Below are 13,785 nucleotides of genomic sequence, written 5' to 3'. Positions count from 1 at the left end.
TGTGCCGCAAAAGCGGCTTACCGCAATATTTCGTGGTCTTTGCCGGGTGGACACCCAGCTGCCACGGTTTGTGTGGCGATATTACATCAGTTTACGGCGTCGTGTCACCTCTATATCGAGTTCTGTAATCTTTTTTCGAAGTGTATTCCGGTTAATCCCCAGAAGGTCTGCACATTTTGCTTGGTTGCCTCCAGTCGCATCCAACGCAATTTCAATCAACGGCGCCTCGATCTCTCGCAGAATCCTTTGGTACAACCCAGGCGCAGGCAGCATATTTCCATGCAGATCGAAATATCGGCGCAGGTGGCGTGCTACTGAAGCCGACAATTTCTCCTTATCGCCGCCACCCAGTACTGGCTCAATCTCTGGCTGACTGCCCAGTACCGCTTCGACTTCCGAACGAGCGATCTCGTTCCCTCGGCTTGTCAGGCCCAGCCTCCGAACCGCGTTTTCCAGTTGCCTCACATTTCCGGGCCACGAATACCGTCGCACGAGATCGAGTGCCTCTTTTCCAAGCCACCGTTTCGAAGAGGTGTCATTTGCCTCGCGAGCCAAAAAATGTTCAACCAATAGGGGAATGTCGTCAACCCTTTCGCGCAAAGCCGGCACATGGAGTGTCGCCCCGCATAAGCGGTAATAAAGATCCTGGCGCATGCGTCCACCTTCCATCGCTTCCGCCAGATCGCTTTGGCTGGTGGCAATGAACCTAGGAATGTGATCGCCTGGAGAATCGATCATCCGAACTATCCGCGCCTGAATATCTTCCTCGATATCCGCCACCTCATCGATCAACAATGTACCGCCGCGAACCCGGGCCAGAACACGCGCCGGGCCGTCCAGTTCCCGCAGATCTGCGCCGGTAACAGTGACAAACGGCAAGGTTCGACGGTCCGAAAAGTCATGAAGGGCCCTGGCGATTAGCGATTTACCGGTGCCGCTTTCGCCCGAAATCATCACCGGCAAATCCGTGTTCATTACCCGCGCCACCAACCGGTACAAGGCTTGCATGACCGGTGTACGTCCCACCAAGGGCAGTTCTTCGGGGCGTTCACTGCGAGCATCTCGCAGTTCTGGAGGCGAACGTCGCTTTTGCTCCAAGGCGCGAGCCGTCCGCTTCATCAGATCTGGCAAATCGAACGGTTTCGGCAAATAGTCATAGGCTTCTGCCTCGGCCGCCTGAATGGCCGTCATGATCGTGTTTTGCGCGGAAATCACGATTACCGGCAGGCCAGGCCGGTCCTGGGCGATCTTCGGCAGCATCTCCAACCCGTTGCCGTCCGGCATGACCACGTCGGAAATGATGACATCTCCCTTGCCCTCGCCGACCCATCGCATCAACGTGGTCAGCGAACTGGTTGCGTGAACTTTGCACCCCGCCCGCGTCAGGGCCTGCGTAAGAACCGTTCGGATCGTACGGTCGTCGTCGGCGACCAGAACTGTGCCATCCATCAAATGTTCTCCTCTGGGTTCGCATCGCGCGGAGCGCGGCGAAGTGACAAGCGGAATACGGTTCGCCCTGGAACCGAATCCACCGATATCCATCCATCATGGTCGGAAATAATTTTGCTGACCAAAGCCAGCCCAAGGCCCGTTCCATTCTCGCGCCCGGACACGAACGGATCAAAGATGTCGGCCTTGATGTCTTCCGGCAACCCCGGCCCATCATCGACTATCTCGATCTGCAATGGAAGTGAATGCCCGGACCCGTCGCTTCGCCGCAAGCGGAAGGAATGTTCAAAATAGGTACGCAGTCGTATTGTGCCGCCTTCGCTTCCCGCCGCTTCGGCGGCGTTTTTCAGCAGGTTCAAAACGACCTGCAGCAACTGGTCCGGATCGCCATAAGCCATTGGCAAAGACGGGTCGTAGTTCTCGACAATCGCCATGTTCGCCCCGAAACCCAGCAATGCCGACCGGCGTGCCCGATCCAATACATCGTGAATATTGACGGGTTTGAGACCCGGGGGCGAGAGGTTGCCGAACTGCTCAACCTGCTCCAGCAGTTTCACGATCCGCCGACTTTCCGCGACGATCAGATCCGTCAATTCAAGGTCCTGAGGGTCCACATTCATCCCGAGCAGTTGAGCGGCACCGGTAATACCCGCCAGGGGGTTTTTGATTTCATGAGCCAACATTTCGGCCATTCCGATTGCAGACTGCGCGGCGGACTTGACCGAGTGATTCAGAGTCATCCGCCCCGAAAGCTCTCGCGGCGAGATGGTCATGATCATCGACCCCGGTTGGCCAACAAGCGGAGCAATCTGAAGAGCACATTGCAGCGGGCTACGGTTGCCGGAACCTACATCGACATCATTGACAAAAAGAGGGGTGCCGTTTTTGCGCGCTTTCACAAACGCGGGCTCCAACGGAGCATTCACCGCGATCTGATCCCAGACGGGTTCACCGATGACAGATTTTCGTGAGGCGTTAAGAAAACCTTCACCGGCAGAGTTGATGTCAGCGATCCGATCCGCCGGGTCGATGATGAAAGCGGGTACTGGAAGTGACGTCCAGATATCCTGATCTAATGTCATGCGGCCGCCTCCTTTCTTGCCAACAACGCATCCGGAAGAATTCGCTTAACCTCTTGTGGGTCGCGACAAGTCAGTACCGCACGGCGCAGCGTCGCACCTGTTCCCGCCTCGTCCATGTACCACCCCAGGTGCTTGCGCGCGACGCGCAAGCCAAGATCGGTCCCATAAAACGCCAACATTGCTTCATAGTGAGCAGAGATCACATCAATCAGATCGTTGCCCATCGGAATTTCCGGCGCTTCCGCCCCATAAAGTTCATGACAAATCTGAGCGAGAATCCACGGCTTACCCTGCGCACCGCGCCCAACCATCACGCCATCCGCACCGGATCGGGCCAAAGCATGGCGCGCCGAGGTGGGATCAGTAATATCACCGTTGGCGATCACCGGCACTGAAACGGCCTCTTTGACCTCGCGGATTGCAACCCAGTTTGCACGCCCTTTGTAGAACTGGCACCGGGTGCGTCCGTGTATCGTTACCATTGATACTCCGGCGTCGGCTGCCCGCTTGGCCACGTCAGGGGCATTGAGCAATTTGTCGTCCCAACCAAGCCGGGTTTTCAGTGTCACCGGAATGTCGACTGCCTCGACCACCGCCTCGATTAGCTTCAACGCATGATCAGGAGTTTTCAGAAGCGCAGAGCCGGAATATCCGTTGGTCACCTTCTTGGCCGGGCATCCCATATTGATGTCAATGACCCGCGCGCCCCGATCCGCGACCTGCTTTGCGGCCTCGGCCATCCAGTGCGCCTCTCGCCCGGCCAGTTGAACCGCCGTGTTTTCGACATCCGCCGATAGTTCCGCCCGCTCTCGCACACCTGGTTTGGCTTGCACCATTTCCTGGCTGGCGACCATTTCGCTGACTACCATGCCAGCACCGAAATTCATCACAAGGTCACGAAAGGGCCGGTCTGTGATTCCGGCCATGGGTGCCAGTACAACCGGCGGATTCAGTTTTTTTTCACCCAGACGCAGGTCCAAAACGCTTAATCCTTGTGCAGTTGAGCTTTGAATATCGAAATTTCAGCATTTGAACAACGAAACGCCACGACACAAGGTTAAGAATTCGAAGTTTGCATAATTTTTCACCACCTGGAGTCCGGTGATTGCCTCTGCTTTCACCTCATCCTAAACAGAGGCTGTATCGACGGAGAACTTCCCTGAATGAAAACCGCCGCCATCATCGTCGCCGCCGGGCGTGGTCAACGGGCAGGTAGCGGAACGCCCAAGCAGTGGCGCCAATTGGCGGGACGTCGGGTTATCGACTGGACCCTTGATGCATTTCACGCAGCAGGGTTGGACCAAATCGTACTGGTCCTGTCAGAAGAAGACAGCACCGCTTGGCAAGAGTTTTCGGTATCCGGCCTCTTGCTGGCAAAGGGCGGTACGGATCGGGCTGGCTCGGTTCAAAGCGGACTTCGTGAATTGGAGGGATTGGGCATCACTCACGTCCTCATCCATGATGTCGCGCGCCCTTGCGTATCTCAAAGGATCATTCAGGATGTTCTTGACGCTTTGAACAGCAGTTGCGCCGCAGCGCCCGGGATTCCAGTAACCGACGCACTTTGGACCGGTGACGGGAACCACGTCACCGGTACACAAGACCGGTCAGGGCTTTTTGCGGCCCAGACACCGCAAGGATTTCACTATGCCACTATCCGGGCGGCCCATGACGCGCATCCGGGTGGTGCCGCAGATGATGTTGAGGTGGCGCGCGCGGCTGGAATCAACGTGTCAATCGTACCGGGTGACCCGGACAATCTGAAAATTACCCGCCCCGAAGACTTTGCGCGGGCAGAACGAATTTTGGGAGCAGCCATGGATATCAGACTTGGCAATGGTTATGACGTGCACCGCTTCGGCGACGGAGATCATGTAGTCTTATGTGGTGTCAAAGTTCCACACGATCGTGGACTGCAAGGCCATTCGGATGCCGACGTCGGGATGCACGCCGTGACCGACGCCATTTATGGTGCGTTGGCGCAAGGCGATATCGGGCAACACTTCCCCCCATCGGATCCGCAATGGAAGGGAGCGTCTAGTGAGATATTTCTGCGCCACGCTATCCAACTTGCGGCGAGTATTGGCTTCAAGGTGTCGAATATCGATTGCACCTTGGTTTGCGAATACCCCAAGATCGGGCCGCATTCTGCAAGTATGCGCGAACAGATGGCGCAAATCATGGATCTCAGACCAGATCAGGTTTCGGTCAAGGCGACAACCTCAGAACGGTTGGGGTTCACCGGGCGCGGTGAAGGCATCGCCTCGATCGCAACGGCTTGCCTGGTGCGCGCATGACACTGGCACAACTGATAGGAACAGTCTGCGGCGTCGGATATTTGCGCCCTGCCCCCGGCACCTGGGGATCTTTGGCGGCCTTACCTCTGGCCTTGGGCCTGCACACGGTTGGCGGCTTCCCTCTGCTGGCGTTGGCGACGGTTTCCGTTTTCTTAGGCGGTCTTTGGGCCACCCGGAAAATGACGGCGGGCCAAGACGATCATGACCCGTCCGAGATCGTCATTGATGAGGTTGCCGGACAGTTCATCGCCCTTTGGGCCATTTCCTATCCGGCCTGGGCGCATGGAATCGAGATTACCGCGCTTTGGCCAGGCTGGATTTCCGGTTTCCTGCTGTTTCGACTGTTTGACATCACCAAGCCGGGTCCTGTCGGATGGGCCGACCGGCGCGGCGATCCTATGGGTGTTATGCTGGATGATGTCATCGCTGGAGCGTTTGCGGCGGTCGGTGTTGCCATACTTGCGGTTATCTCACATGGGGTTTTGGGGTTATGAACGTCTCTGACCTTCTTGATCGCGCCAAGGCATTGAACGTGATGATCGCCACCGCAGAAAGCTGCACCGGAGGTCTGGTCATAGCCGCATTGACAGATATTCCGGGCAGTTCAGCCGTGGTTGAACGCGGGTTTGTGACGTACACGAACGAGGCCAAACGGGAGATGCTGGGCGTCTCTGCCGCCACGCTGGAAACAGTGGGGGCCGTTTCGGAAGAGGTGGCGCAGCAAATGGCCGAAGGCGCCTTACGGAACTCACGGGCGCAGCTTGCCGTATCAGTTACCGGAATTGCAGGGCCGGGCGGATCAGAGTTCAAACCCGAAGGCCGAGTCTGCTTTGGTTTGTCTGGGAATGGGATAGAGACCACCTCGGAAACTGTGGAGTTCGGAGCGCTTGGTCGGGAGAATGTACGTACTGCCGCCCAGGAGCACGCGCTGAGCCTGTTGGCACAAGGGCTTCTTCGGATCGCTCAAAAATAAGGCACATTGCGCCAAAACGCGCATAAAACGACAACAGTTGACCAAAAGACGCATAAAGAGGCGGGCGTTTTGCAGGCTGCCTCTTTTTTCCTCTCGGCCATTTGGGTTCAAGGCTCTCCACACTCATTCAACGAGGCGTTGCCCCGTTTGTCGAAAGGAGAACGGCCCATGAATGGAGCCGATACAGCCTGGATCATCGTCGCAACTGCGCTGGTCCTTTTCATGACCCTGCCAGGTCTTGCCCTGTTCTATGGCGGTCTCGTTCGGGCACGCAACGTGCTGAGCGTGTTCATGCACTGTTTCGCAATCGCTTGCCTCATGAGCGTTCTTTGGATGATAGCTGGATATTCCATCGCCTTCGGCAACGGTACATCAGGAATCTGGGGAGGGCTCGACAAGGCATTTCTCGTCGGCATTACTCCAGACAATCTGTCGGGCACATTGCCCGAGATCCTGTTCTTTGCCTTCCAGATGACCTTTGCCATCATCACCCCGGCGTTGATCATCGGCGCATATGTGGAACGCGTGGGATTTGGCTTTGTCCTGACCTTTTCAGGCTTCTGGATGCTGCTTTGTTACGCACCCGTGGTTCATTGGATCTGGGGCGGTGGTATCCTGACCGATGGAGGGATCTTAGGTGAAATCGGTGTGCGCGATTTCGCGGGCGGCATAGTCGTGCATGAAACAGCCGGCCTTGCAGCCCTGATCATTGCAGTTTTCCTTGGGCCACGTCGCAACCGCACGGTTCCACCGCACAATCCGGGTTTTGTCATGATCGGCGCAGCGATGCTCTGGGTTGGCTGGTTCGGCTTCAACGGCGGCTCGCAGCTGGCTGCGGATGGTGGCGCGGCGATGGCATTGACTGTCACACATATCTCTGCTGCGACCGCTTCGCTGACATGGGCGCTTTGGGAGCGGATCAAATACGGCAAGGCGTCCCTGGTCGGCCTTGTTACAGGTACCATCGCGGGCCTCGCGTCGATAACGCCCGCGTCGGGTTACGTCGATCCGGTCCAGGCCCTGATTATCGGCGCCATTGCCGGGATTCTGTGCCAGGAAGCGGTCAACGTCGTCCGCAACCTGCTCAAGATCGATGACACGCTTGACGTGTTCGCCGTGCACGGAGTCGGTGGCATTTTCGGCACCATCATGATTGCCGCTTATGGGCTGGGAAGCTGGACAGCCCAACTGGGCGGGCTGGTGATCGTTGGTGCCTTTACGGCAGTTGTCACAATTGTGTTGGTCAAGGTGGTTGCACTCGTCACGCCGCTTCGCGTAGATGCCGAGACCGAAACAAACGGGCTCGACCTCTCTGTCCACGGCGAGCGGGCCTATGACATGAGCAGCTAAGCCCACCTTGGCATGCTCTGCCGCCCGCAAGGGCAAAAGCGGGCCTCTTGGGGGTCCGCTTTTTCTTTAACTTGGTCATGCGCCGCCCAACCGGTCAGCAAGGTCCGACGCCCGCCCACCCGTTCGGAGCAGAGACCAGACCTCGTCCGCCTGTTGTTGTCCAATCAGTTTCGCGGCCTTCTCCCTTACACGGGATTCCCGATCTGACAACGAGATAGGAGCCGCCAAGTCATGTTCGGCCTCCCGCTTGACGCCATCCCGGCGCAGAAGAGTTAAGCGCGATTGGGTCTCGGACAAGGTTTCATCCTGCTCGACCGTTATACGTTCGCGCAGCGAAATCAGGCGTGGATCGGAACAGATCTTGTCGGAATAGCTGTCAAGTCTTGCGGTGTCATAACCCAGTGCCTGCATTGCCATCACCGTGCGGTAAGAAAACTTCGCCCCAAGCCCCCCTGTCGGAGCCGACTGATTGCAAACGCTCATCCATCTGGGGTGGGTTTTAATGGTGATCTCCGCCACTTCGGGTTCGGCGATATCCAGCTTCAGCCCGGCTTCCAAAGCAGCATGCAGACCGTGACAGCAGGCATGGAACTTGTGACTGACGTTTTCGAACAGCCAGTTCTCCCCCAGGCCGTCCAGCGCTGCGTTGGTATTTCCGGCCCCATGATGGGTTGCACCAAAACCGAACGGGCCTTCCAGTGCCATTTCGCTGGGTTCAAATCCACGCTGCACCAACAGAACCGCCTCAATACCATTCGATGCAGCAATTCCCGCGTTATAGGGTTTACCCATGGTTCCGAATTGCGCCTTAAGCCCCGCCGCACGAGTCGCGGTGAGACCCAGAACTCGCTCGATTTGTTGCTCGTTCAATCCCGCCATACGGCTGGCCGCCGCCGCTGCGCCAAAGGCACCGGCTGTGGCAGTTTGGTGAAACCCGGCCTGATAATGCCCACGCCCCAGCCAAAGCCCTACGCGAATTGAAAGCTCCATCCCGACAAGAGCGGCTTCAAGCATCTCCACGAGCATGCGGTCGCTCCATTCCGCCATTGCCAGCGCGGCAGGAAAAACGGCGACAGACGGATGACCGATATGGGCAAAATGCGTGTCGTCATAGTCAAGCGCGTGGGAAATGGTGCCATTGACCAAGGCGGCTCCGCGCATCGGGGCGGTTCCTTGCCCGAACAATCGGGCTTGCGATGCGCCACTCTCCTCCAGAACCATATCCCGAACGATCCGGGCAACAGGTTCGTTCGCCCCCGCCCGTCCGACCGCCAACCAATCCAGCGCCGAAAGCGAAGCTACGATGCGGGCCTGTGCGCTCGTCGAGACAGGCCCCGCGACAAAAGCGGCCAACTGAGATGTGAAATCCGTCATGAGGCGCAGTCTAGCGCTGGTTCAGCGCGGGTAAAGCCTCAGCCGTACAAGTCGACCGCGCGTTTTTCAAATGCCCTGACGATCCGGTGCATTGCCTCGTTGAACACAACACCGATTATGCCTTGAAGGACTGTATTCCTGAACTCGAAGTCAACGTGGAACGACACGTTGCACCCACCATCTGGCGCGTCCTCGAATGCCCAGTCGGATTTCAGATACCGAAACGGACCGTCGAGGTATTCGGTGTCGATTTTCTTTTGGTCGGGAAACAGGGTCACCCGGCTGCCGAAGCGTTCGCGAAACACTTTGAACGAAATGACCAGATCCGCTTCCATCACCTGGGCCTCTCCAAGCGAATAGGTTCGCCTTATCCGGGCGGCTGCGCACCAGGGCAGGAATTGGGGGTACTTGGCCACGTCGGCGACCAGATCGTACATCTGCTGGGCGGTGTAAGGCAGGTGACGGGTTTCCGAGTGTACAGGCATCAGTTCCGGTTTTACTTGGTGACAATGGCGCGTCATGTCGTATGTTGCGGCCGAAAGATCAAGGGGGGTGACATGAGCCAGCGCGCCTATGTGATAGATGAGATGATCTCGGCCAAGGCCATTGCCGCAAGAATCGAAGAGTTGTGCCGGGAAATTTCCACCGAATTCAACGACACCGACAAGCTGGTCGTTGTCGGTTTGTTGCGCGGCAGCTTTGTCTTCATCGCCGATCTGGTTCGGGAACTGGAGCTTCCGATCGAAGTGGATTTCCTTGAAGCGTCCTCATATGGCGATTCAATGGAAAGCAGTAGAGAAGTTCGAATTCTCAAAGACTTACGCGCCGCAATTGAAGGACGTGATGTGCTGGTGGTCGAAGATATTGTCGACACCGGCCATACCTTGAACCATGTCACGAACCTACTGATCAGCCGCAATCCAAAACGTCTGAAATCCATCGCGCTGCTCGATAAACCGAGCCGCCGCGAGGTGGATTTCCGATCCGATTGGGTCGGGTTCGAAATCCCTGATGAATTCGTCGTGGGTTATGGCATCGACTATGCGCAACGCAATCGAAACCTTCCTTATATCGGCAAGGTCCGTTTCATTCAGGAAACCGTCTGAACCACGTTTCAAATTTCGATAAGTCAATGAAAATTCTTCATTTATTGCGCATGGCGAAATGGGCTCGGCGCCCGCCATCGGAGAAGCGGGTGAAGCTGGTTTTTGGCGTGATCCTGTTGTGTCTTATCGTCGTGGGTATCGAATACCTTGGCTGGTGGCCCGACTGGGCCCAGACCAAACCGCTCAAACTGCGGCCTTGACGGGTTTTACCCCAGCAATTCACGTGTTGCGGCGAGGAAAATACCGGTTCCCACCGGAATGAGTTGGTCGGGAAAATCATAGTCGGGATTGTGCAACTGCGGGTGATCCCGCCCGGCCCCCAACCAGAACATTGCCGACCGCGCGCCCTTGCCGAACTGGCCGAAATCTTCGGAGAACCGCTGCGGCACGCTTGTCAGGTTCAAAGAAACCTTTTTCGAACGGCATGCTTTTTCCAGAATTTTCACGGCTTCCCAATGGTTTACACAAGCGTCGAACACATCGTCATAGGTGATTTCCACGCCCAGTCCCGCCGCCTTTGCCTCGCTGTAAACAAGGGCCTCTGCGTCGGCAACCAAGCGTTCCATACGGGCGTCGGATACGGTGCGGAGCGTGACCCAGACCTCTCCCCGTCCGGGTGCAACACCAAATGTCGGTTCCCCGAGTTCCGCATGCGTCAGTGTCGTCAGGGCGTAGTCATCGTTCAGTTCGCCACCCTGCCCCAGGCCGGAAAGCGCAGGCATCAGTTGTACCATTGCGTCAGCGGGAGATATTCCATCCTGCGGCGCGGCCGCGTGAGAGGTCTTTCCGGTCAGAACGACGCGCATTCCACGCGAGGCACAGTTCGTTGCTCTTGTACAAAGTTCGACGGCCCCAAGCTCCAAACTGGGCAAATTGTGCAGGGAAAAAACATAGTCTGGTTCAAATTGTACAAACCTGGGATCACCGCGAAACGCAATTGCGCCCTTCCCGGTTTCCTCGGCCGGCTGAAAAATCAGCACTACGCGACCGCGTTTAGGGCGTTCTGCGGCGAGAGATTCGGCCACGCCCAGTACCATGGTCATGTGGCCGTCATGGCCGCACAAGTGTCCTTTGCCGGGGTATCTGGACGAGTAGGCCGCGCCGGTAAGTTCCTCGATCGGGAGCGCGTCCAACTCGCAGCGAATCCCAACGGTTGGCCCCGCCGTGCCGCTGTCGAACAGCGCGGCAATACCGTGCCCCCCGATCCCGGTGACGATCTGATCCGGGGCATGGCGCTGCAGCAGCTCGGCAATGCGCACAGCCGTTTGCACCTCAGCGCCCGATACCTCGGGGTGCTGGTGCAGTTCATGCCGGATAGCTGTCAGCCGTTCCAGCGTTTCGGGCGTCATGCCTGACCGAGCTTCTTCATCCGGGCCTCGCGCAGGCGGGCGAAATCTTTGCCGGCGTGGTACGAAGACCGGGTAAGCGGTGTCGCGGACACCATCAGGAACCCCTTGCCATAGGCCGCTTTCTCGTAGGCGGCGAATTCCTCGGGCGTGACGAAACGGTCAACGCCATGATGCTTTGGCGTGGGTTGCAGATATTGCCCGATGGTCAGAAAATCGATGTCGGCCGCGCGCATGTCGTCCATGACCTGACGCACCTGTTGTTCGGTCTCGCCCAACCCGACCATAATGCCGGATTTGGTGAACATTGCCGGGTCCAGTTCCTTGACCTTCTGCAACAGGCGCAGCGAATGGAAATACCGCGCGCCGGGGCGAACCTCGGGGTACAGGCCGGGGACGGTTTCGAGATTGTGGTTGAAAACATCCGGTTTCGCCTCGACCACGACTTCGAGCACGGAAGGGTCGCATTTCAGGAAGTCCGGTGTCAGGATTTCAATCGTAGTGCTGGGCGAACGATGACGGACGGCGCGGATCGTCTGAGCAAAATGTTCGGCCCCGCCATCCACCAGATCGTCACGATCCACCGAGGTGATGACCACGTGGTTCAGGCCCAGCTTTTCGACGGCATGTGCGACGCGGCCCGGCTCAAACGCATCCAGTTCGTCAGGACGACCCGTGGCGATGTTGCAGAACGTGCACCCCCGCGTACAGATTTCGCCCATGATCATCATGGTTGCGTGTCCCTGAGACCAGCATTCCCCGACATTGGGGCAACCGGCCTCTTCGCAAACAGTCACGAGATTGTTGTCGCGCATGATTCTGTGCGTATCGGCATATCCTTTTCCGCCCGGCGCCTTGACGCGAATCCAGCTGGGTTTCTTGGGTTGCGCATTGTCCTTGCGATGCGCTTTTTCGGGGTGGCGTTGCTCGGGAATTTTCAGATCGCGCACGGGCGGTTACCTAATGATTGAGACCAGTTGTTCGCTCCCTATCATATTTGTTCGCCCAGTGTAACGCCAGCGACGCATGGCCGCTATGCGCGACACCGTTTCGCGCGTCTGGTGTATTGATCAGCACGCTTGCCAAGTTGCGGGCCCGGTCTGATACTGGGTGGCAATGTTGTTTTTTTAGCGGAGGTCGGCAATGCCAAGCGAAGCGGAGAAGTTGGTTAAAGAATTCAAAGGCTTGGAAAAGGAACTCAAGGGGATTTCCGCCGCCCATGGAAAAAAGCTGAAAAAAGACGTCACTGACTGGTTGAACCAGGTCTGGAAAAAGGAAGATCTGGTTTCCGAAGCCATCGAAGAGGCCCGCAAAGGCGGGCATGACGGAAAGAAAGCGGACGATTTCAAGGATGACAATACCTACAAGAAGGCCCTGGAGGATTGGACCAAGGCCGTCAAGAAACATCATGAAAACATTGACGAATTGACCGATTTCTCCAAACGTGCGGATACGCTGCATTCCAAGCTGAAAAAGCAGTGCGACAAAGTCGAAAAGGAAGTCAAGAACGGCAAGGCCGGGGGCGATGCCGCCAAGATCGAAGCCACCATCAAGGACGTCAAAGCCGCCCTTCCCGAACTGCAAAAGGCCGGCAAGCAGGCCAGCGGTCTGCCTGTTCACGTGATCTTTTATGCGCGCAAGATCAAAGCTTCCGCCGAAAAGATCGTTGCGGACGCGGTCAAGAAGACTTCGCCGCCCGAGTTTCCCAAGTCGATGCAGGCGGACCAGCGGAAAAAGACGGAACGCAAGATATCGGCGGCGGAACGAAAGATTACGCATTATTGCAAGACGACCAAGGCGAACCTCGACAAGGACCTCAAGAAAGCGGAAAAGTCGCTGTCCATGGCCAAGTCCGAGCTTGCCGCGCTGGAAAAGCTGAACGATGAAATTGCCGCCGCAGCGAAGAAGATGCGCAAGGAAATCAAGGACATCAAGGATCCAAAGGAAAAGCAGGCATTGAACAACCTCATCAAGGTCGTTTCGGACATCTACAAGAAGTGCGAGAAAACCTTTGACGATGTCGATGAACAGGTCGAAGAGGCGCAAGCGCAACAGGTTTGAGCCCGCCTGTCCTGAGTGCGACGCCGCAAAATTCGCCTCAAGCACACCGTTTCCTGCTCGTCTTTATATCGACGCAATTTGACGCGGTTTTAGCCGTTGAAGCGGCTTGAGAATCGACATAGGTCCGCTCCGAAATCGTGAACCCGCAAGGAGCAAGACCATGAAAGCAGGCGCAAAACTGCCCGACGTGACTTTCCACACCCGCGTACGGGATGAAGCCGCAGGCGGCCCGAACCCGTATCGTTGGGAAGACAAGACCACCGCAGATTATTTCGCGGGAAAGCGGGTCGTCCTGTTCTCGCTGCCGGGTGCGTTCACCCCAACCTGCTCGACCTATCAGCTGCCGGGATTCGAAAAGGGTTTTGACGAGTTCAAGGCCAACGGCATCGACGAGATCTATTGCATGTCCGTCAACGACAGCTTTGTCATGAACAAGTGGGCGCTGGACCAGAAACTGGAAAACGTCAAGGTGATCCCGGACGGTTCGGGCGAGTTCACCCGCAAAATGGGCATGCTGGTCGACAAGGACAATCTGGGTTTTGGCATGCGCTCCTGGCGGTATGCAGCCATCGTCAAGGACGGTGTCGTCGAAGCGTGGTTCGAAGAACCGGGCCTGATGGATAACTGCCCCGACGATCCTTATGGCGTTTCGTCGCCGGAAACGGTTCTCAAGCATCTGACGGAAGCCAAGGCCGAGGTCATGGCCTGAGTTCTGGACCATGAACCGAAAACCCGCGGAGACCCGCG

General features: G+C 57.1%; 14 protein-coding genes. 7 read left to right on the top strand and 7 right to left on the bottom strand.

The window, feature by feature from the left end:
- Positions 1–81: 81 nt before the first annotated feature.
- From ACR0LZ_RS16440 to dusB, 3 genes are read right to left on the bottom strand one after another with little or no spacing between them, the layout of a single operon-like run.
- A complete protein-coding gene (locus ACR0LZ_RS16440) occupies positions 82–1,449 on the bottom strand; it encodes a response regulator (RefSeq protein ID WP_480750914.1) in 1,368 nt (455 codons plus the stop codon).
- Positions 1,449–2,531, bottom strand: coding sequence for a two-component system sensor histidine kinase NtrB (locus tag ACR0LZ_RS16435; protein WP_480750913.1), 1,083 nt, complete (start codon positions 2,529–2,531; stop codon positions 1,449–1,451). Before ACR0LZ_RS16435 ends, ACR0LZ_RS16440 begins: the two co-directional genes overlap by 1 nt.
- Positions 2,528–3,511: a tRNA dihydrouridine synthase DusB gene (dusB, locus tag ACR0LZ_RS16430; protein ID WP_480750912.1), complete on the bottom strand. Its 984-nt coding sequence runs from the start codon at positions 3,509–3,511 to the stop codon at positions 2,528–2,530. Before dusB ends, ACR0LZ_RS16435 begins: the two co-directional genes overlap by 4 nt.
- A gap of 183 nt (positions 3,512–3,694) precedes the next feature.
- Between dusB and ACR0LZ_RS16425 the strand changes: the two genes are divergently transcribed.
- The 4 genes from ACR0LZ_RS16425 (at position 3,695) to ACR0LZ_RS16410 (ending at position 7,151) form a co-directional block, all read left to right on the top strand.
- Positions 3,695–4,828, top strand: a complete 1,134-nt coding sequence (locus ACR0LZ_RS16425) for a bifunctional 2-C-methyl-D-erythritol 4-phosphate cytidylyltransferase/2-C-methyl-D-erythritol 2,4-cyclodiphosphate synthase (RefSeq protein WP_480750911.1) — start codon at positions 3,695–3,697, stop codon at positions 4,826–4,828.
- Positions 4,825–5,322 carry a phosphatidylglycerophosphatase A family protein gene (locus tag ACR0LZ_RS16420; RefSeq protein ID WP_480750910.1) on the top strand — a complete coding sequence of 166 codons (498 nt, stop codon included), beginning with the start codon at positions 4,825–4,827 and terminating at the stop codon, positions 5,320–5,322. The genes ACR0LZ_RS16425 and ACR0LZ_RS16420 overlap by 4 nt, the downstream gene beginning before the upstream one ends.
- A complete protein-coding gene (locus tag ACR0LZ_RS16415; RefSeq protein ID WP_480750909.1) occupies positions 5,319–5,801 on the top strand; it encodes a CinA family protein in 483 nt (160 codons plus the stop codon). Before ACR0LZ_RS16420 ends, ACR0LZ_RS16415 begins: the two co-directional genes overlap by 4 nt.
- 168 nt (positions 5,802–5,969) lie before the next feature.
- The gene (locus ACR0LZ_RS16410) at positions 5,970–7,151 is read left to right on the top strand and encodes an ammonium transporter (RefSeq protein WP_480750908.1); all 1,182 of its coding nucleotides are present in this window, start codon (positions 5,970–5,972) and stop codon (positions 7,149–7,151) included.
- A gap of 75 nt (positions 7,152–7,226) precedes the next feature.
- Here the strand turns inward: ACR0LZ_RS16410 and ACR0LZ_RS16405 are convergent, their stop codons facing one another.
- The gene (locus ACR0LZ_RS16405) at positions 7,227–8,525 is read right to left on the bottom strand and encodes an MmgE/PrpD family protein (RefSeq protein WP_480750907.1); all 1,299 of its coding nucleotides are present in this window, start codon (positions 8,523–8,525) and stop codon (positions 7,227–7,229) included.
- 38 nt (positions 8,526–8,563) lie between these two features.
- Complete coding sequence (locus ACR0LZ_RS16400) at positions 8,564–9,010, bottom strand: type II toxin-antitoxin system RatA family toxin (protein ID WP_480750906.1); 447 nt, start codon at positions 9,008–9,010, stop codon at positions 8,564–8,566.
- A gap of 72 nt (positions 9,011–9,082) precedes the next feature.
- Between ACR0LZ_RS16400 and hpt the strand changes: the two genes are divergently transcribed.
- The gene (gene hpt / locus ACR0LZ_RS16395) at positions 9,083–9,631 is read left to right on the top strand and encodes a hypoxanthine phosphoribosyltransferase (protein ID WP_480750905.1); all 549 of its coding nucleotides are present in this window, start codon (positions 9,083–9,085) and stop codon (positions 9,629–9,631) included.
- Between the two features lie 206 nt (positions 9,632–9,837).
- On the opposite strand, the gene ACR0LZ_RS16390 is transcribed toward hpt, so the two are convergent.
- A complete protein-coding gene (locus ACR0LZ_RS16390) occupies positions 9,838–10,980 on the bottom strand; it encodes an amidohydrolase (RefSeq protein ID WP_480750904.1) in 1,143 nt (380 codons plus the stop codon).
- A complete protein-coding gene (gene lipA / locus ACR0LZ_RS16385; RefSeq protein ID WP_480750903.1) occupies positions 10,977–11,927 on the bottom strand; it encodes a lipoyl synthase in 951 nt (316 codons plus the stop codon). The genes ACR0LZ_RS16390 and lipA overlap by 4 nt, the downstream gene beginning before the upstream one ends.
- A 193-nt stretch (positions 11,928–12,120) precedes the next feature.
- On the opposite strand from lipA, the gene ACR0LZ_RS16380 reads away from it, so the two are divergent.
- Both ACR0LZ_RS16380 and ACR0LZ_RS16375 read left to right on the top strand, forming a co-directional pair.
- Positions 12,121–13,038 (top strand): hypothetical protein, encoded by a 918-nt coding sequence (locus tag ACR0LZ_RS16380; RefSeq protein ID WP_480750902.1) that lies wholly within the window; start codon positions 12,121–12,123, stop codon positions 13,036–13,038.
- 160 nt (positions 13,039–13,198) lie between these two features.
- Positions 13,199–13,747: a redoxin family protein gene (locus ACR0LZ_RS16375; protein WP_480750901.1), complete on the top strand. Its 549-nt coding sequence runs from the start codon at positions 13,199–13,201 to the stop codon at positions 13,745–13,747.
- Positions 13,748–13,785 lie beyond the last annotated feature (38 nt).

The sequence above is a fragment of the Ruegeria sp. CI1 genome, assembly GCF_056536925.1.
Note: the sequence above shows the minus strand (reverse complement) of the source record. Positions and strands in the feature narration are given on the sequence as shown.

What these genes read in the sequence shown, in the direction of transcription:
- ACR0LZ_RS16435 (WP_480750913.1), bottom strand. Translation starts at nt 2,531, where the DNA reads ATGACATTAGATCAGGATATCTGGACGTCACTTCCAGTACCCGCTTTC.
- ACR0LZ_RS16400 (WP_480750906.1), bottom strand. Translation starts at nt 9,010, where the DNA reads ATGCCTGTACACTCGGAAACCCGTCACCTGCCTTACACCGCCCAGCAG.
- ACR0LZ_RS16425 (WP_480750911.1), top strand. Translation starts at nt 3,695, where the DNA reads ATGAAAACCGCCGCCATCATCGTCGCCGCCGGGCGTGGTCAACGGGCA.
- hpt (WP_480750905.1), top strand. Translation starts at nt 9,083, where the DNA reads ATGAGCCAGCGCGCCTATGTGATAGATGAGATGATCTCGGCCAAGGCC.
- ACR0LZ_RS16410 (WP_480750908.1), top strand. Translation starts at nt 5,970, where the DNA reads ATGAATGGAGCCGATACAGCCTGGATCATCGTCGCAACTGCGCTGGTC.
- ACR0LZ_RS16405 (WP_480750907.1), bottom strand. Translation starts at nt 8,525, where the DNA reads ATGACGGATTTCACATCTCAGTTGGCCGCTTTTGTCGCGGGGCCTGTC.
- ACR0LZ_RS16380 (WP_480750902.1), top strand. Translation starts at nt 12,121, where the DNA reads ATGCCAAGCGAAGCGGAGAAGTTGGTTAAAGAATTCAAAGGCTTGGAA.
- ACR0LZ_RS16390 (WP_480750904.1), bottom strand. Translation starts at nt 10,980, where the DNA reads ATGACGCCCGAAACGCTGGAACGGCTGACAGCTATCCGGCATGAACTG.
- ACR0LZ_RS16375 (WP_480750901.1), top strand. Translation starts at nt 13,199, where the DNA reads ATGAAAGCAGGCGCAAAACTGCCCGACGTGACTTTCCACACCCGCGTA.
- ACR0LZ_RS16440 (WP_480750914.1), bottom strand. Translation starts at nt 1,449, where the DNA reads ATGGATGGCACAGTTCTGGTCGCCGACGACGACCGTACGATCCGAACG.
- ACR0LZ_RS16415 (WP_480750909.1), top strand. Translation starts at nt 5,319, where the DNA reads ATGAACGTCTCTGACCTTCTTGATCGCGCCAAGGCATTGAACGTGATG.
- ACR0LZ_RS16420 (WP_480750910.1), top strand. Translation starts at nt 4,825, where the DNA reads ATGACACTGGCACAACTGATAGGAACAGTCTGCGGCGTCGGATATTTG.